Genomic DNA, 18,328 nt, shown 5'->3' with positions numbered 1-18,328 from the left:
GCGACAGACTGCTGCCCCGGGGTGGCATTATCCCGGATCTCAGAACAATTCTGCCGTGGCCTGCCAATCGATGCCCGATCTTTCACCGCCGATGCCGCAGCCGAGGGTCGGGGCGCGTGCCGTCCCGGCCGGGGCGGTGCTGGCGGCCGTGACCCTGGCGGCGCTGATCCTGCGCCTGCCGCTGCTGTTGTGGGGGGCCGACGCGCTCGACCGGCAGGTCTTTCCCGACGACACCTATTATGTTCTGTCCATCGCGCGCAACATCGCGGCCGGTCTCGGCCCCACGGCCGATGGGACGGTGCCAACCACGGGGTTTCAGCCGCTGATCGTGGCGCTTCTGGTGCCGATCTTCCGGCTGACCGCCGACCCGGTGCTGCCCGCACTGGCGGCGGCCGCCATCGGGGCCATCGCCGGGGCGCTGGCGGCGGGGCTGGCGGCACGGCTGGCGCTGGCGCTGACCGGGTCATGTCTGGCGGCGGCCGGGGTCGGGCTGGTGCTGGCCACCGGTCCGGTCTTTGCACTGACCCATCCGAACGGGCTTGAAACCGCGCTGGCGGCGGCGGCGCTGCTGGCCACCGCCGTTGCGCTGGCCGAAACCCGGCCGGGTGCACCGATGCGTCGCTTCGTCGGGATCGGGGGGCTGGCCGGGCTCGCGGTGCTGGCGCGGGTCGATGCGGCGGTGCTGCTGGCACCGGCGGGGATCTGGGCGGTTCGCGCGCTGGGCTGGCGCGGCGCGGGGCGCGCGGCGCTGACGGCGTTTGCCGTGATCGCGCCCTGGGTCGGGGTCTGCCTTTGGCTGACCGGAAATCCGCTGCCCGAAAGCGGGGCGGCGGTGGCCACGCTTGCGGCGGCCGACGGGTTCGACGGATGGATGACCTTCACGATGGGCGTGCTGGCCTTGGGCGGGGTCTGGCCCGACGCGGTTTTCGGCTGGGCGCCCATGGCCGGGATCGCGGTCGCGGCCGCAATCCTGCTGCCTTTGCTGGCGGTTCGGCGGGGGCATTGTGCGCCGCTGGCGGCGGCGCTGGCCCTGGGCTGCCTTGCGCTCTTTCTGGCCTACACGTTGGGGCTTGGCGCGGTCTGGTTCTTCGAGCGGTACTTTTCGCCGATCCATTGCCTGGTGCCGGTGCTGGCGGCGGCTCTGGTGTTCGGGCGGTCCCCGCCCTTGGCGGTGCGTGTGCTTTGGGGGCTGGCCGTCCTCGCGCTTTGCGGCTTTGGGCTCTGGCGCCTCGCACCGGTGCTGAGCGATCCGGGGACCGAGCGGCTGCATGCCTTCGCGCCCCCCAGCGGCTATGGCGAGATGGCCCGCGATCTGCTGCCCGAGCTGCCGCCGGGCGCGACCCTTGGGGCGCTGCAAAGCGGGGCGCTTGGATATTTCGCGCCGCCGGGTCTGCGGGTGGTCAATCTCGACGGGGTGGTGAACGGTCTGGCGGCCGCGGCGCTGCGCGAGGGGCGGGTCTGCACCTATCTGAAAGCCGCCGGGATCACCCATTTCGCCGATTGGGACCTGAACCGCGCCCTGCTTCTGCGCCGGGTCGAGCCCGGCGCTACGGTCGTCCTCGACCCGCTTTACCGGTCGGCCGTGGCGCAGGGTCGTCACCGCGTCACGCTTTACAGCGTCACGGCAGACTGCACCCCGCGACCCTGAGGCTCGCGATCTCCTGACATCCTGCCCCGGCCGACCGGGCCGCTCGGCGCGACATGCTGTGTCTGGCGCCGGATTTTCCCTGCGCGATTCGGAACATCCTCTCGAAACCGGGGTCGATGCCGCCTGCGGCCGGGTGGGAATCCTCCGATCGGCCGGTATTCGCAAAATGCATGATAGCTATGCGTTCAGAAATGTGGCGAGCGCAGGCCCGGTGCCCCGACTTCGCCACAGGTCGAAACGAAGGGTTACGCTGCCGACGGATCGGGGTCCGGCGCATCTGCAACGCAACGTCAGAGATCGGCGGGAAGAAATACCGTTTGGCGGCCGTCCGGGCGCGAGTCGGGGAATCGGACGTGCCGATCGCGCTTCGTTACCGCAGCGGGATCGGGCGCAACGTCACAGCGTCCGGCAAGCAAGAAAGAACGAGGCTTTTGATTTTAATCCTGGCGAAGGGCGGTTCTCGCCGTGGTTTTGTTTCCCTTGCGTCACCTTTGGGGCGTTTCGGCCAAGATCCCAATTGGGGCATTTCCTAGGAGAACCGGAAAAATTTAGCGGACTGTCCGTTTGTCGCCCGGCGGCTTCTCATCCAGAACGCGAATGTCCGGAAACAGAACAGGCCTAAGGCCTCGTCTTTTCCCGAACCTGGACGGAGATGCAGACATGAACCCGGAAACACCCGACATGATCGGAACGGGAGAGATTTGCCTGGCGCATGAGCTTGGACCGCGCGACGCGGCCGGCATCCGCGACCGGGTCCTGGCGGCCCTGCGCGGGGGCGGCGCCATCGTTGTCGACACGACCGAAGCGACTGGCATGCATGTGGCGATCCTACAGATATTGCTGGCTCTGGCCCGGGACGCGGCCCTGGCCGGCCGGCCGTTCACGCTGATCGCCCCGCCCGGCGGCGCCTGCGCGACCGCCTTCGAACGGGCCGGTCTCGACCTGCCGGGTCAGGCGCGCGCCGCCTGATCCGAGCCCCCCAGATCTTGGAGAATTGCAATGTCAAAGACGATCCTCGCCATCGACGACTCGCCGTCGATCCTTCAGATGGTGGCGCACACCCTCACAACCGCAGGTTATCAGGTGATCGAGGCGGTCGACGGGGCGGACGGCTATGACAAGGCCGTCGCCAACCGGATCGACGCGGTCATCACCGACCTGAACATGCCCCGGCTGAGCGGGCTCGACTTCATCCGCAAGTACCGCACCCATGCCTCGAGCGCGGGCGTGCCCATCGTGTTCCTGACCACCGAGACCGATGACGGGCTGAAGCGCGAGGCCAAGGAGGCGGGTGCCACCGGCTGGATCGCCAAGCCCTTCAAACAGGATCAATTGCTGGCCGTCGTGAAGAAGGTCGCCGGAGCATGACCCTGTCCGCCGATCCCGCCGAAACCTTCCGCCAGGAGGCGCGCGACCTTCTGGACACGCTGGAACAGACCCTTCTGGATCTCGAACACGACCCGGGCGACAGCGCGCTGGTCGATGCCAGCTTCCGCGCCATGCACACCCTCAAAGGGTCGGGCGCCATGTTCGGCTATGACGAAGTGGCCGATTTCGTGCATGAATTCGAGACCGCCTTCGACCGCGTCCGCAAGGGCAAGGCGGCGATCAGCCCGGGCCTCGTGGTGATCGCGCTGGCCGCCAAGGACCATATCGCCGATCTGGTCGGCGAGCCCGGTCAGCACGCCGCGAAGGGCGCTCCGATCCTCGAGGCGCTGCGCCAGACGGTCGATACCGGCCCGGAGGCGGGCGCCGCGCCCGCCGCAAAGGGTCCGGCCGCCGCGGCGCCTGCAGGGGGGGTGCGGGTGCGGTTCCGGCTGCCGCCCGACGCCATCGCCTTCGGGACCGATCCGGTCTTGCTGCTGGACGAGATGCGCGAGCTGGGGGCCGACCGCGTGGTCGGGCTGACCGACCGGCTGCCGCCGCTTGACGAGATGGACCCGAGCGGCACCTATCTGGGCTGGGAAGTCACCTTCGAGGCCGGGATCTCGGCCGAACAGATCGACGATGTCTTCCTCTTCGTGCGCGACGGCATGGAGCTGACGCTGGAGCCGCTGCAGCCGCCGCAGGCGCCGAAGGACGCGTCCGAGGCGGCGGCCCCCGCCGACATGGCGCGGCGCGGCCGCGAGGCCGAGGGGCGCGCGGCCGCCGCCTCGTCGCTCAGGGTGCCGGCCGAGCGGCTCGACGAGCTGATGGACCGGGTCGGCGAGCTGGTGATCGCCCAGTCGCGGCTGGCGCAGATCGCCTCGGCCGGGGACGATCTGAACCTCAAGGCCGTGGTCGAAGAGCTGGAACGGCTGTCCTCGGGGCTGCGCGACACCACGATGGGCATTCGGATGGTGCCGATCGGCACGCTGTTTTCGCGCTTCCGTCGGCTGGTGCACGACCTCTCGGGCGAGCTGGGCAAGGAGATCGACTTCGTCACCAGCGGCGAAGAGACCGAGCTGGACAAGACCATGATCGAGCGGCTGGCCGATCCGCTGGTCCACCTGATCCGCAACGCCATCGACCATGGCGTCGAGGGGCCCGAGGCGCGCGGACATGCGGGCAAGCCCGCCCGCGGCCGGGTCCGGCTGTCGGCCGCCCATACCGGGGCCGAGGTCGCGATCTCGATCGCCGATGACGGGGCGGGGCTCGACCCGGCGCGAATCCGCGCCAAGGCCGAGCAGAACGGGCTTCTGGCGCCCGACCAGAAGGTGACCGATCAGGAGCTTTACCAGTTCGTGTTCCATCCCGGGTTTTCGACCGCAAGCCAGGTCACCTCGATCTCGGGGCGCGGGGTCGGCATGGACGTGGTCAAGCGCACCATCGAGGGCTTGCGCGGGACCATCGACCTGACCAGCACGCCCGGTCAGGGCACGGTCGCGACGCTGCGCCTGCCGCTGACGCTGGCGATCATCGAAAGCATGCTGGTGCAGGTCGGGGCCGGGCGCTACGCGATCCCGCTGTCGGCGGTCGAGGAATGCGTCGAGCTGCCCGCCGCGCAGGACGGCAAGGCCGCCGGGCGCAACTTTCTGAACATCCGCGGGCGGCTGGTGCCGTTCCTGCGGCTGCGCGAGCTGTTCAGGACCCAGGCCGAGCGGGCCGAGCACCAGAAGGTGGTGATCGTCTCGGCGGGCGAGGCGCGGGTCGGGCTGGTGGTCGACCAGATCATCGGCAACAGCCAGACCGTCATCAAGTCGCTGTCCAAGCTGCATGCCGATGTCGAGACCTTCTCGGGCGCGACCATCCTCGGCGACGGCACGGTGGCGATGATCCTCGATGTGAGCGCGCTGGTCGGCTTCGGCCAGGCCTATGAAAGCCGCCTGCGCGGCGAACAGCTGGGGAGGGTGGCATGAGCGCCGTCGACAAGCCCACCGGGCCCGCCGCGATGCGCGCCCTGACCGTCGGGCTTCAGGGCGAGGTCTTCGCGCTGCCGGCCGAAACCGTCAGCGAAATCCTCGACATGGTTCCCGTGACCGAGGTGCCCAATGCGCGGGCCTTCGTGAACGGTGTCATCAACGTGCGCGGCAAGGTGGTGCCGCTTGCGGATCTTCGGGTCATGTTCGGCATGGAGCGCACCCCGCCCGATGCCGATACCCGGATCGTCGTGACCGAGATCGACCTCGACGGGGAACCGGCGCTGGTCGGGATCATCGCCGACAAGGTGCACGACGTCACCGAAATCTCGGACGCCTCCGTCGAGGAGGCGCCGAAGGTCGGCATGCGCTGGCCCGCCGAATTCGTGCGCGGCATCGGCAAGCATGGCGACGACTTCATCATCATCCCGGACATGGGCCGGATCTTCGGATCGAAGGGGGATCGCGATCCGTCCTTCGCCACGGACGAAAGGAAAGCGAAATGACACTCTCTCTCAGGGCCAAGCTCGCCCTCGCCTTTGGCGCCCTGCTGCTGTTGATCAGCCTGTTGGGGGGCGTCGCGATCCTGCAGATGAACCGGATCAACGCGCAGTCGACGATCATCGCCGACAACTGGCTGCCCAGCGTGGACGAGGTGCGCCAGCTCGACACGATCATGGCCAAGTATCGCATCGGCGAGTATGCCCATGTTCTGGCCACCACCGAGTCCGAATTCGAACGGATCGAAACCTATATCGACGGCGTCCGGGCCAAGCTTGACGCCAGCCGCGCCGCCTATGAGGCGCTGATCATCGCGCCCGAGGAACGGCAGCTTTACGCCCAGTTCAACGAAAGGCTGACGAACTATCTCGAGAACTCCAAGCGGATTCTGCGCTATTCGCGCAACAACCAGAAGGACCTGGCCGGCCGCGAGATGAGCGACTCTCTGGAACTGTTCGATACGGTCACGGCCGATCTGACGGAACTGGTGGCCTTCAACTCGAACGGGGCGCGTGCGGCCAGCGCGGAAGGCGACGAAGCCTATGCAACCTCGCAGAAGGTGGTCTTCGGGGGGATCGGGCTGGCGCTGCTGGTCGGCATCGGTACCGCGATCTTCCTGATCCGCAACATCACCCGCGCCCTGGGCGGCGAGCCCGACTATGCCCGCGACGTGATCCGCGAGATCGCCAGCGGCAATCTCGAGGTCAAGGTGGCGACCCGCGAGGGCGACAGCGACAGCCTTCTGGCGGCCGCGCGCGACATGGTGGCCAAGCTGAAGGAGGTCATCACCGAGGTCGCGGTCTCGTCCCGCAATGTGGGGGCCGGAAGCCAGGAGATGTCGGCCGCGGCCGAGCAACTGGGCCAGGGCGCGACCGAACAGGCCTCGTCGACCGAGGAAGTGTCGTCCTCGATGGAAGAGATGGCGGCCAACATCAAGCAGAACGCCGACAACGCCGCGCAGACCGAGAAGATCGCCCGCCAGTCGGCCGGCGACGCCAAAAGCAGCGGCGATGCCGTGGGCAAGGCGGTCAAGGCGATGGAGACCATCGCCGAGAAGATCCTGATCGTGCAGGAGATCGCCCGTCAGACCGACCTGCTGGCGCTGAACGCGGCGGTCGAGGCGGCGCGGGCCGGGGAACATGGCCGCGGCTTTGCGGTGGTGGCCTCGGAAGTGCGCAAGCTGGCCGAGCGCAGCCAGGCGGCGGCGCAGGAAATCTCGGGCCTGTCGGGCGACACGGTCAAGGCCGCGCAGCAGGCGGGCGAGATGCTGACCCGGCTGGTGCCCGACATCCAGCGCACCGCCGAACTGGTGGCCGAGATCTCGAATGCCAGCCAGGAACAGAATGCCGGGGCCGCGCAGATCAACGTCGCGATCCAGCAGCTCGACAAGGTGACCCAGCAGAACACCTCGGCCTCCGAGCAGATGGCGGCCACCGCCGAAGAGCTGGAAAGCCAATCGAGCCAGCTGCAGCAGGTGATCGGCTACTTCCGTGTCGCGCTCGATGAAATGGCCGGGCGTGCGGGCAGCCATCACGTGGCGCAGCGCGGCCGCCGGTCGGACAGTTCGCCGGTCGAGGACGCGATCCGCAAGACCGCCGCGCCCGCCCGGCGGCGCCCGTCCCAGGCCTCGGGGGGCTTCATGCTCGACATGGGCGGCGATGACGACATTGACCAGCAGTTCATGCGCTCTGGCGCCGCCTGAGCCGCCCTATCCCACAGTTCCGGCCGCCTCGCCGAGGCGGCCGGTCTCCGACCGATCCCGGGAGATCAGAATGGCCGACCAGACCCAATATGTGACGCTCGGCGCCGCCGACAGTCTTTTCGCCGTGCCCGTCGAGCGGGTGCAGCAAATCCTTGAAACCCAGTCGATCGCGGCGATGCCCCATGCCCCGGCCGATTTCCTGGGCATGATCGACGTGCGCGGGCAAAGCGTGCCGGTGATGGACCTGCGCAAGCGCCTGGCGCTGCCCGCCGCCGAGGACAGCCACAGCACCCGGATCATGGTGCTGGACGCCCGCGTGGGCGAGGCGCCGCGCCGGATCGGGCTCAAGACCGACCGGGTGTTCGAGGTGACCGCGCTGGATGCCGACACGATGGAGGCGCCGCCCGATCTGGGCGCGTCCTGGCGCACCGAATTCGTGGCGGGCGTCGGCCGCCGCAACGGGGCCTTCGTGACCGTGCTCGATCTTGACCGGCTGTTCGCCGCGGCCGATCTGCCCGCGGCCTCCGGCGCCGCCGCCTGAGCCTCCCTCCCGGGTTTTCGACCGCGTCGCGGACGCCCCGGCCCTGCAACCCATCTTTCACGGAGCCCGCCATGACGGCCTCTTCGCTAGCCCTGAGACCGACCGGCGGTGCCGATGACGGCGACCGGATCGACGATAGCAGCTTTTCGCGCATTGCCACGCTGGTGAACCGCCAGACCGGGATCCGGCTGCCGCCGTCCAAGCGCCTCATGGTCGAGGCGCGGCTTCGGCGGCGGGTCCGGGCCTGCGGTCAGCCCAACCTTGCCGCCTATTGCCGGTTCCTGTTCCAGGAGGGCGGGCTTGACCGCGAGGCGCTGCACCTGATCGACGTGGTGACCACCAACAAGACCGACTTCTTCCGCGAGTCCGATCATTTCCGGTTTCTGGCGGGACCCGGGCTTGACGCGATGCTGGGGCGGGCCGGGGGCGGGCGCCGGACCCGGCTCAAACTCTGGAGCGCGGCCAGTTCGATCGGGGCCGAGGCCTACACCATCGCGATGGTGCTGGCCGAGGCGGCGGCGCGGGGTCCGGGCTTCGACTTCACGGTGCTGGGCACCGACATTTCGACCGCCGTTCTGGCCCATGCCAAGATGGCGATCTATCCCACCGCCTTCGCGGCCCCGGTGCCCGAGGGGCTGCGTCATCGCTATTTCATGGAGGCGCGCGACCCCGTGCGTCAGGAGGTGCGGGTCGTGCCCGAACTGCGCGCGCGGGTGTCCTTTGCGCGGCTCAACCTGATGGACACGCGCTATGCGGTCGACAGCGATTTCGACGCGATCTTCCTGCGCAATGTCCTGATCTATTTCGAACGCGACGTTCAGATCGCCGTGGTCGGGCGGCTGATCCGGCATATCCGGCCGGGCGGGTTCCTGTTTCTCGGTCATTCCGAAAGCGGGATCGCGGCCGAACTTCCGCTGCGCCAGCTCGCGCCCGCCACCTTCCAGGTCGAATGAGGATGCCATGACTTTCCAACCCAGCTTTTCCGGCAAGAAATGGCGCGTCCTGATCGTCGACGATTCCGCCTCGGTGCGGCGCGTGCTCAGCGACATCATTTCCAGCGATCCCTGCCTCGAGGTGATGGGGACCGCCGCCGACCCCTATGCCGCGGCCGAACGGATCGGCCGCGAACTGCCCGACGTGATCTTTCTGGACATCGAGATGCCGCGCATGGACGGGCTGACCTTCCTGCGCAAGATCATGGCCCAGCGTCCGCTGCCGGTGGTGATCTGTTCCAGCCTGACCGAAGCGGGCTCGGTCGCGCTGATGGAGGCGATGGAGGCGGGCGCGGTCGATGTGGTGACCAAGCCGCGCATGGGTTCGGTCGAGTTCCTGCAGCATTCGCGGATGATGATCTGCGACACCGCGCGGGCCGCCGCCCAGGCCCGGGTCCGGCCGGGACGCGCGCGGCGCATGCAGGTCGAGAAGAAGCTCAGCGCCGATGCCATGCTGCCGGCCCGGCCCGGGCGCGGCCCCTCGGTGGTCGCGGCCGAACGGATCGTCTGCATCGGCGCCTCGACCGGCGGCACCGAGGCGATCCGCGAGGTGCTGGAGGCGCTGCCCGCCGACTGTCCGCCCATCGTCATCGTCCAGCACATGCCCGAAGGATTTACCGCGGCCTTCGCCCGGCGGCTTGACGGGCTGTGCGCGATGACTGTGCGCGAGGCCCGCGACGGCGACCCGATCCTGCCCGGACAGGTGCTGATCGCGCCGGGCAACCGCCACATGATGATCGCGCGGGCGGGCGCCCATGCCCGCATCGTCATCGCGGACGGCCCGCCGGTTTGCCGGCACCGGCCCTCGGTCGACGTGATGTTCCGGTCTGCCGCGCAGCAGCTGGGCAGCGGCGCGGCGGGTATCCTGCTGACCGGCATGGGCGATGACGGCGCGCAGGGCTTGCTGGAAATGCGCGAGACAGGCGCCGCGACCGTCGCCCAGGACGAGGAAAGCTCTGTGGTCTTCGGCATGCCGAAAGAGGCCATCGAACGGGGTGCCGCCGCCCGGGTCCTGCCGCTGCCGCGCATCGCGCCCGCGATCCTGCAATTCTGGGCCGGGTCGGGGGGTGCGCGATGAGCGCGGCGGCCGCCTGGCTCCGGGTGGTTCCCCCCGACCCGCCCGGGTCCGCGGTGCTCGACGAGATCGTCTCGGGCCGGTTCGCGGCCCATATCGCCGGGCCGCGCCAGGCCATCGAGCAGGCCTTTCTGGCGATGGGCAGCGGTCTGATGGCCGGGGCGCATCTGCTGACCGACATCTCGGCCGCGCATCGCGACATGGCGCTGGAATTCGAGGGTCCCGCGTTCCTGCAGGGGGTCGAGCAGATCAGCCGCCTGCGCGACGAGGTCGGCCGGGTGCTGGAGGGCATCACCACCGGCGACGCGGAAATCGCCCGGCTGGCCGAGACCACCAAGCGGGTGCGCACGCCGCTGGAACAGATGGATTCGGCGATCCGGCTTCTGGGGCTTGTCGCGGTCAACGCCCGGATCGTGGCGGCGGGCATCGAGTCCGACCAGAACGACCTGACCGCCTTCACCAGCGAGATGGCCGGGATCGCGGCCGAGGCCAAGGCCGCCGTGCGCTCGATTTCGGAGGTGCATGAGCGGGTCTGCCGCACCGTGGCCGAGACCCGGCGCACCCAGACCGAATTCAGCCGCGGCCATTTTCGCACCATGGCCGCGATCCGCGACCGCCTGGACGAGGACCTGCGCAGCATCGAGGCCCAGCGCGCCCAGGCGGCGGAACATGCCGACAGGTCGGCGACGCTGGCGGCGGGCATCGGCGCCCAGGTCGGCGAGGCGGTCGCGGCGGTGCAGGCGGGCGACATGACGCGCCAGCGTCTGGAACATGTCGAGACCATCCTCGACCGGCTGGCCGATGCCGCCGATGCCGCCGATGCCGAGCGGCTGGCGGGGCTTCTGGGGCCGCTGGCGGCGGCCGAACTGGGCGCGACCCATGCGGATTTCGTGGCCGAGGTCGGGCATTTCGTCAATGCTCTCGAAGCGATGCGGGTCGATGCCGACGCGGTGCTGCGCGCCGGGACCGAACGCGCCGGGCGGACGCTCGCGGCCAGCGGCGAAGCGCTGGCGGCGCTGGTCCGGGACCTGCGCTCGATCCGCCCGCTGCTGGACGACGAGGCCCGCAACCGCGAGACCGCCCGCCAGCTGGGCGAGGGCGCGGCCGATGCGATGCATCTGATGATGTCGCGGATCGACGTCCTGGAACGCACCGAACACGACGTGCGGCTGCTGGGGCTGAACATGGCGATCCGCTGCAGCGGGCTGGGCGACCGGGCCAGCGGGCTGCGGGTCATCGCCAAGGAACTGAGCGGCGTCGCGGCCGACACCAGTGCCGCCGCCGCCCAGATCCGCGACATCCTCGACGGGGCGCAGAAGACCGTGGCCGACACCCGGCGGCGGACCGCCGAGGGTGGCGGGGTCGAGGGCGATCCGGCGGCCGCGGCGAGCGATCTCGAAACCGTGCTCGACCGGCTGCGGGCGCATGGCGCGACCCTGGCCGAGGCCTGCCCCCGGACCATCGCGATCCTCGACGAGACCGCCGAGCGCGCCCACCGGGTCAGCGCCAGCGGCGATGGCTGGCCTGCGCTGGTGGCGCGGCTGGAAACCCTTGGCGGGACGCCCGACCCGGACGAGGTCGCGGCTTTCGGGGATCTGCTGGCGGGGATCCGGCGGGTCTATACGATGCAGCAGGAACGCCGGATTCACGATGCCGTTCTGGGCTTGCCCACGCCCGGGGGCGAGGACGAGCCGCCCGCGGCCGACGGGGGCGACGCGGACGACATCGACGGGTTCCTGTTCTGACGCGGCCCCCGCGGGGGCCGTGGCACAGGTCTGCGATCAGGCGGCGCGGCGGCGCAGGGCGACACCCGGCAGCGCCAGCGCGGCCAGCAGCATCGGCAGGGTCGCGGGCAGCGGCACCGGGGCGGGCGCGGTCTGGGCCGACAGGGTCAGCCGCGCGGTCGCATAGATGTCGGCCGTGGCGCCGAACGGGTCCGGGATCGGCGCATCGAAATGCAGCTCGGCCAGCACGGTGCCGCCGAACAGATCGGCGGCGCTGCCGGTTGCGGTAAAGACGAAGCTCAGATCGTCGACCCCATCGAAGCTGTAGCTGTCGGCCTCGCCATAAAGCGCCTCGGCGCCGTCTTCGGTCAGCACGGTCAGGACGAAGGCCGGATCCCAGAGGCCCGAGACGCCGCCGAAGATCCCGGCATAGAGCGGGCTGAACGAACTACCGTCGAAGACCGGGGCATTGGCCTCGGCGGTGATGTCGCCGCCCATGAACAGGACGTCGGCGGCGGTGTCGGTCAGCGTGGCGCTGAAGCCGGGGGTGGCCAGCGCAAGGGCGGTGGCGGCGGCGAGGACGGGCATCGGCAGGGACAGGGACATGACCTTTAGGTCTCCTTGAAAGATCTGTGGGAAAGCGGCCGCCCGGCGTCCGGGCGGCCGGTGCAAAGGGTCAGGCGAAGCTGAGATCGTCGAAGCTCTCGACCCCGGCAATCACCAGCTGGTCGAGATCGGCGCCGATCCAGAGCGTGACGCCCGCGGCGGTTTCGCGGATCTGGTGGATCTCGGCGCCGCCGAGGTCGATCCGGTCGATCCCGGTCTGGTAGTCGGCGATCCGGTCGGTTTCGCGCTGGCCGTTGGCGGTTTCGTCGCCGAAGACGAAGGTGTCGGCGCCCGCGCCGCCCCAGATCTGGTCCAGACGGCCCGCGCCCGCGAACAGCGTCTCGTCGGCATCGGTTCCGACCAGGCGGTCATTGCCGGCCGTGCCGTGCAGCTCGACCGCGAAGTCGGACGACAGATCGACGATGGCGATGTCGTCGAAGCTGGCCCCGGCCGCGCCCCAGGACCAGACCCCGGCGCGGCCCGCGCCGATGTCGTGATCCTCGACCGGATAGGCGAAGAGGTCGGTGCCGTCGATGGTGGCCGAGATCTTGCCGTCGACGATCCGGGCCTCGAAGGTGAAGCTGTCGCCCGGCGTGTAGCTGGTGGCGCCCCGGGCGATCATCGACTCGTAGTTGTCGACCACCTTGACCAGGGTGAAGAGGTTCACCCGGGCGTCGAGCTCGATCTTGTAGTAGTTGTTTTCGTCGACATAGTTCAGCATGAAGCCGACCGCGCCTTCGGGCGCCGTCACCTCGGCCCGGATCGCGTAGTCGGTCAGGAGGCCGTCGCCGTCCCAGAGCGCGTAGCTGCCCTTGTGCAGCGCGAAGGTGCCGTCGCCCAGAGGCGACCAGCCGCGCTGCCAGACATCGGGATGGCTGGCGCCGTTCCAGGTCAGTTCACGGCTGTAGGCGCCCGATGTCTCGACCAGCGCGCCGTCGATCACCTGCCAGTCGGCCGTGCCGGTGGCGGCGGTGCCGTTGCCCGCGATTTCGGTCGCATCGACGATGGTCCAGCCGGTGGCGTCGCCATCCTCGAACCGGTCGGCCGCGATCAGCCGGTCGCCGCTGGCCAGATCGACCGTCACCGCGTCCGAGGCGGTGCCGTCGAGCGTCAGGGCGAAGCTGTTGCGCCCGGCCGTGGCGGTGGCCTCGACGGTCAGACCCTCAGCGTCAAGGTCGCGTCCGGTCCAGAGCGCCTCGGCCGCGCCCGCGGGCAGGATCGAGGCCGCGCCGTTCAGGGTGACCGTTTCCCGCCCGTCGCCGTCCCAGTCGATGACGATCCGGTTGGGGCCGGCATCGGCGGTCAGTTGCGGGGCGCGGACCACGACATCGTCGAAGATCGCCCCTTGCTGGCTCGAGCTGTAAAGCCCGACCGTCCCGGCGCCCAAGGGTGCGCTGTCGGTAACCGCGCCACCGAAAAGCGCCACCCCGTCCAGCGTGACCACGATCCGGCCGCCGACTCGCGTCACCGCGAGGTCCTGTTCGTCGTTGAAGGTGTAGCCGCCCGCCTCGGAGGCCAGCACCGTGGCCGTCCCGGCCTCGACCCGGATCAGCTGGCGGGCATTGGTCTGGTTGTCGAGGCTCAGCAGATAATAGCTGCCGTCCCCGTCGAAGCTGAAGACCACGCCCATGGTGTCGTCATCCATCGAGCGGATCGTGGTCTCGAAACTCAGGTCGGTCCAGGCGCCGCCCTCCCAGACGACGAGGTTGTCGGTGCCGTTCGACCGGTCGTAAAGCGCGGCCTCGGGCGCGCCCACCGTGTCGCCATCGGCCATGGCGCTGCCGATCACGGCGAAGCTGCCAAGCTGGCGGGCGTCGGACAGGTCCAGCATCTCGACCGTTGCGGTGCCGAAATCGGTGGCATCGAGCGCGCCGTCGAAGGACAGCTGCACGGCGCCTTCGGGCTGGTCGCCCGAGAGCGGGCCATCGGCATCGACGCCGCCCAGCGCGGCGATGGCCTCTGCGTCCAGGGCCTCGGGCGTGAAGGCGACGGAGGCGGCATAAAGATCGCTGGTTTCGCCGTTCTCGTCCGAAAAGAGCAGGAAGCCCTTTTCGCCGTCGATGGTCCAGCGCGACCCGTCCGCGACATTCGCATCGACCACCTGGGTGCCGACCAGGGCGCCGTTGATGTACTTGCTGAGAACCTGCGCGCCGTCCTCGACCTTGACGCTGAAGGCGACGCGGTTCCAGGCGTCATAGGCAAGGCTGCCGTCATATTGCCCCGAAATCCCGATGCCGCCATTGGCGATGAAAAGCTCACCATCGGTCGCGTTGGTGAGGTCGGTCTGGAACAGCGCGGTCCAGGCGCCCTGGCCGCTGCCGACATAGAGATCGAAGATCAGCGTGTATTCGGCGATCTGGCCGGTCGCGCCGGTCGTGACATGAAGCGCCTCGGTCTGGCCGAGCGCGGGCAGTTTCAGCACGCCCACCGCCTCGGCCGTGGCGCCCGCACCGCCGAGCCAGACCTTGGGCGAGGCCAGCGTGGTTTCAAAGTCGGTGCCGGTGTCCGAGCCGCCGTTGAAATCGTCCCATTCGTCGGGATCGGCCACCGCGATCACGCCCGAGCCCTTGGTGAAGTCGGCCCGGTCCTGACCGTCGGCCGAGGTCCAGAACTTCGAGGTGGTGAAGCTCCAGCCGCGCCATTCGTCGGTGCCGCGGGGCACGCTGTCGGGGGTGTCGACCGACCAGCCCTCGGGCGCGTCATGGGTCCAGCCCAGCACGTCCGAAGGGATGTTTTCGTTGGTGGCCGGTTGCAGGTCGTCCGCGAGGCTGTCGAAATCCTGCGCCATCAGCACCGTGCCCTCGGCATCGGTCAGGACGATGTTGTCGACCGCCCAGAACCAGTCGTTGCCCGCCTCGCTCATCTTCCAGAAGAATTCGACCGAGGCTGCAGTGTCGGGCACCTTGAGGTCGAGCGAGATCCGTTCGTTCTGGTTCGACCCGTCATCGGTGGTATTGGCGCTGTCGAAATGCAGGATCGCGGTCGGGGTGCCGCCATCGACCGATACCAGCACCTCGGCGGTCTGCGAGTCCTCTGGCCGCCAGTGGCTGTCGAAGGACAGTGTCAGGGTCTTCTGCCCGACGCCGTTGATCGACCCGATGCCGAAGCCCAGATCGGTGCCGATCTCGGCCAGATCGGGCTGGGCGACGGCGGGGTTGACCCAGCCCTGGGCGATGCCGTCGTCGAAGGTCTCGACCAGCCAGACATCGTCGGTCTCGACGATCACCCGCAGGTCGTCGCGGCTGACGACACCCGAGGCGGTCTCGACGGTCAGGGTCAGATCGTGGATGCCCGCGCCCAGCTCGGCCGAGGTCTCCTTGCCGGTGGCCACGACCTTTCCGTCCTCGTCGGTCCAGGTCCAGGACAGGATGTCGCCGTCCGGATCGGCCGAGGCCGCGGCCGACAGGGCGACGGTCGCGGTGCTGGCGCCCGCATCGGCGGTGATGTGCAGGTCGGCGCCCGCATCGGCCTCGGCCTGCGCCGCCCGTTCGCCGATATCCGCGTCGTGGAACTCTTCCTGGTGGCCGACATAGGCCCCGGTCAGACCGTCGCGGCTGGCCTCTTCGGTTTCGCGGTGGCCGGTGAAATACTCGTCGAGATCGGTGAAGTAGGTTTCGGTATAGATCGCGTCGTTGTCGGGGTCGACGGTGATCAGGCGGATCGCGCCGTTGCCGCCATTGCCGCCCTCGGTGGCCTCCAGCGCGACCCCGTTCTGATAGTTCATCAGGAACTGGTACACCTTGTTGCCGTAGTCGTTGTAGGACACCACGGTTTCGGCGCCGTCGCCGAAGATGTGCCCGCCGAAGGCGAAGACGACATTCGCGTGCGAGGACACCACGTCGCGCCAGATCTCTTCGCCATCCCACGCTCCTTCGGGATCGGCGCCAAGCCAGTAGTCATAGCCCGCGCCCTCGCCCTCGAGGTCCGAGCCCAGCGGGTCGTGGCGGCCGTTGAAGTTGTTGTAGCTGTGGGTGACGATGATCGCCTTGCGGTCGCCGTACTCGGTCAGGACCCGGTCGGCCCAGGCCAGAACGTCGTCGCGGGGGCCGAATTCCAGGTTGATGGTCACCCAGCCGGTGCCGTCGGTCGCGGTCCAGAGGTGGTAGTTGTTGTCATAGCGCTCGGGCTCGGCATCGTAGACGCCGCCGAAGGTCGGGTCCTCGGACATGTAGCCGACCGAGAAGGCGTCGTTGAAGTTCGAGGTGTCGCGCAGGTTGCCGGCGCTGTTGACGATGTCGTGGTTGCCCTGGACGATCGAGAAGTTCACCCCGGCCTCGCGCAGGATGTCATAGGCCGACAACGCGATGTCGAACTGGTTGGTGGCCGACCACTGGCTGACATCGCCCACATTGGTCAGGAAGTTGATGTTCTTGCCTTCGGCATTGTCGGCGACCCATTGGGTCATCTCGCTGAAGACATGCTCGATATAGGGGTTCGAGGTGTAGTCCTGGGTGTCGGGGAAGACCGCGATGGTATAGGCGTTCTCGCCCGCGACGCGGACCCGCACATGGTCCTCGAGGCTTTCGCCATTGGCGCCATGCGCGGTGATCACCAGGTCCGACAGGCCATAGGCGTCGAAGTCGAGCGTGAGGATGCCGTTCTCGATGCTGGCCCCGACCGCGTCGCCGTTGCTGTTGGTGACCGCGAAGTCATGGGCGCCGTCGCCGAAGACCTCGGTCAGATCGTAGTGCCGGGCCTCGTCGCTGAGGCTGACCAGCATGTCGCGGATGCCGCCCGAAACCTCTGGCTCGACGGGCGTTTCGTCCGAGATGTCGTTCAGGGTGACGCCGCCCCGGCCGAATTCGGCGGTGGGCTCGTGCCCGTCGAAGCCGATCTGAACCAGCGCCTCGCCCTCGGCGAAGGGACCGTCGGCATCGACGCCGCCCAGCGCGGCGATCTCGGCGGGGCTGAGTGCCGCGCCCGACAGCGCGAAATGGGCCAGATAGCCTGCGGCGGTCTCGCCGTCCTCGTCGGTCAGGATCAGGAAGCCGGTCGAGGCATCGACGGTGAAGCGTGCGGTATCGACGGTCTGGGTGCCGACCAGGGTGCCGTCGATGAACTTCGACAGGGTCGAGCTGCCGTCGCCGTTGTCCTTCACGCTCAGCGCGATCCGGGTCCAGCTTTCGGCCGGGACCGCGCCGGAATAGACGCCGGAAATCCCGATGCCGCCGCTGCCGTTGATGAAGAAATCGCCGTCGGAGGTGTTGCCCGCGTCCAGCTGCAAAAGCGACTGGAAGCCGCCGGTGGCGTCAGTGCGGATATCCCAGACCATGGTGAAATCGGTCAGGTCCGGGGTGCCCGCGGGCGGCGCGATATGCAGTCCCTCGCCAGCCTCGAAGGCCGAATAGTTCAGAACCGGACTGTCGCCGCCGGGGGCCTCGATGCCGAATTGCGCGGCATGGCCGATCCGGCTGTCGCCGAGGGCGACCGGCGTGCGATAGTCCGAGCCTTCCAGGATCACCTCGGCCTCGCCATAGCGGGTGGCGACGGTGCCGCCCGCAAAGGTGACCTCGACCGCGTCGGCGCCGGGCGCGACCGGGAAGAAGCCGCCCGCAGCGGGGGCGGGGGCCGCGGCCAGCGCCGCTGCCACGGTTTCCGCATCCGGCGGGTTGGCCATGAAGAAGATCGACGAGACGAAGCCCGCCGAGGTCTCGCCGTCATTGTCGGTGAACAGCCGGAGCCCGATTTCGGGGTCGATGGTCCAGCGGTCGGTGACACCCAGGGTCTGGGTGCCGACCAGCGCGCCGTCGACGAATTTGCGCAGCACAGTGTCGCCGTCTTCCAGCGAGACGGTCATCGCGACGCGGACCCAGGTATCGAACGGCACCTGACCCTCGTAGACGCCGGAAATGCCCAGCGCGGCGCCATCCGCCCCGCGTTTCAGGAACAGCTCGGCATCGCCGTCGCCGGTCTGCACCAGCCCGGTATAGGACCCGGCGGTCGACGGGATGTAGAGATCCATCGCCAGCGCCCATTCGGCGACCTGTGCGTCGGCCTTGGGCCGGAGCGTCACGGATTGCGCATCGGTCAGCGCGTCGAAGGCCAGAACGTCCGCCTCCGTTCCGCCGATCGCCGGAAGGCCGAAATCGGTCGTGCTGCCAAGCGCGTGATGCGCGAGATCGAGTGCCATGCTGTTCCCCCAGACCATGTCATCGCGCGCCGGAACGGCGGCGCGGTCGGGGAAGCCTTGCGGCAGGCTTA

12 protein-coding genes are annotated in these 18,328 nt (G+C 69.0%); 10 read left to right on the top strand and 2 right to left on the bottom strand.

Annotation, left to right across the window (positions count from 1 at the left end):
* The first annotated feature begins 70 nt into the window (after positions 1 to 70).
* From DSD19_RS13510 to DSD19_RS13465, 10 genes are all read left to right on the top strand, one after another.
* Complete coding sequence (locus DSD19_RS13510; RefSeq protein WP_113669954.1) at positions 71 to 1,648, top strand: hypothetical protein; 1,578 nt, start codon at positions 71 to 73, stop codon at positions 1,646 to 1,648.
* Positions 1,649 to 2,308: 660 nt separating this feature from the next.
* Positions 2,309 to 2,617: an STAS domain-containing protein gene (locus tag DSD19_RS13505; RefSeq protein WP_075787315.1), complete on the top strand. Its 309-nt coding sequence runs from the start codon at positions 2,309 to 2,311 to the stop codon at positions 2,615 to 2,617.
* 30 nt (positions 2,618 to 2,647) lie between these two features.
* Complete coding sequence (locus DSD19_RS13500; protein ID WP_075787314.1) at positions 2,648 to 3,016, top strand: response regulator; 369 nt, start codon at positions 2,648 to 2,650, stop codon at positions 3,014 to 3,016.
* Entirely contained in the window at positions 3,013 to 4,986 is a 1,974-nt protein-coding gene (locus DSD19_RS13495; protein ID WP_113669953.1) for a chemotaxis protein CheA, read from the top strand. Before DSD19_RS13500 ends, DSD19_RS13495 begins: the two co-directional genes overlap by 4 nt.
* Positions 4,983 to 5,492: a chemotaxis protein CheW gene (locus tag DSD19_RS13490; protein ID WP_108028083.1), complete on the top strand. Its 510-nt coding sequence runs from the start codon at positions 4,983 to 4,985 to the stop codon at positions 5,490 to 5,492. Before DSD19_RS13495 ends, DSD19_RS13490 begins: the two co-directional genes overlap by 4 nt.
* The gene (locus DSD19_RS13485) at positions 5,489 to 7,189 is read left to right on the top strand and encodes a methyl-accepting chemotaxis protein (RefSeq protein WP_113669952.1); all 1,701 of its coding nucleotides are present in this window, start codon (positions 5,489 to 5,491) and stop codon (positions 7,187 to 7,189) included. Before DSD19_RS13490 ends, DSD19_RS13485 begins: the two co-directional genes overlap by 4 nt.
* A 70-nt stretch (positions 7,190 to 7,259) precedes the next feature.
* Positions 7,260 to 7,730 (top strand): chemotaxis protein CheW, encoded by a 471-nt coding sequence (locus DSD19_RS13480; protein WP_113669951.1) that lies wholly within the window; start codon positions 7,260 to 7,262, stop codon positions 7,728 to 7,730.
* Positions 7,731 to 7,801: 71 nt separating this feature from the next.
* A complete protein-coding gene (locus DSD19_RS13475) occupies positions 7,802 to 8,683 on the top strand; it encodes a protein-glutamate O-methyltransferase CheR (protein ID WP_113669950.1) in 882 nt (293 codons plus the stop codon).
* A gap of 7 nt (positions 8,684 to 8,690) precedes the next feature.
* Positions 8,691 to 9,800, top strand: a complete 1,110-nt coding sequence (locus DSD19_RS13470) for a chemotaxis response regulator protein-glutamate methylesterase (RefSeq protein ID WP_113669949.1) — start codon at positions 8,691 to 8,693, stop codon at positions 9,798 to 9,800.
* Positions 9,797 to 11,542, top strand: a complete 1,746-nt coding sequence (locus tag DSD19_RS13465; RefSeq protein WP_113669948.1) for a hypothetical protein — start codon at positions 9,797 to 9,799, stop codon at positions 11,540 to 11,542. Before DSD19_RS13470 ends, DSD19_RS13465 begins: the two co-directional genes overlap by 4 nt.
* Positions 11,543 to 11,578: 36 nt before the next feature.
* Here the strand turns inward: DSD19_RS13465 and DSD19_RS13460 are convergent, their stop codons facing one another.
* Both DSD19_RS13460 and DSD19_RS13455 read right to left on the bottom strand, forming a co-directional pair.
* Positions 11,579 to 12,127 carry a hypothetical protein gene (locus tag DSD19_RS13460; RefSeq protein WP_113669947.1) on the bottom strand — a complete coding sequence of 183 codons (549 nt, stop codon included), beginning with the start codon at positions 12,125 to 12,127 and terminating at the stop codon, positions 11,579 to 11,581.
* Between the two features lie 70 nt (positions 12,128 to 12,197).
* A complete protein-coding gene (locus tag DSD19_RS13455) occupies positions 12,198 to 18,275 on the bottom strand; it encodes a LamG-like jellyroll fold domain-containing protein (protein WP_207802463.1) in 6,078 nt (2,025 codons plus the stop codon).
* Positions 18,276 to 18,328 lie beyond the last annotated feature (53 nt).

Origin of the sequence: Rhodovulum sp. BSW8 (assembly GCF_003314725.1) — a bacterium.
In the GTDB taxonomy this organism is placed as follows: Bacteria; Pseudomonadota; Alphaproteobacteria; order Rhodobacterales; family Rhodobacteraceae; genus Rhodovulum; species Rhodovulum visakhapatnamense.
The sequence above is the reverse complement of the archived record's forward strand: the minus strand, read 5'-3'. Positions and strand labels throughout refer to the sequence as shown.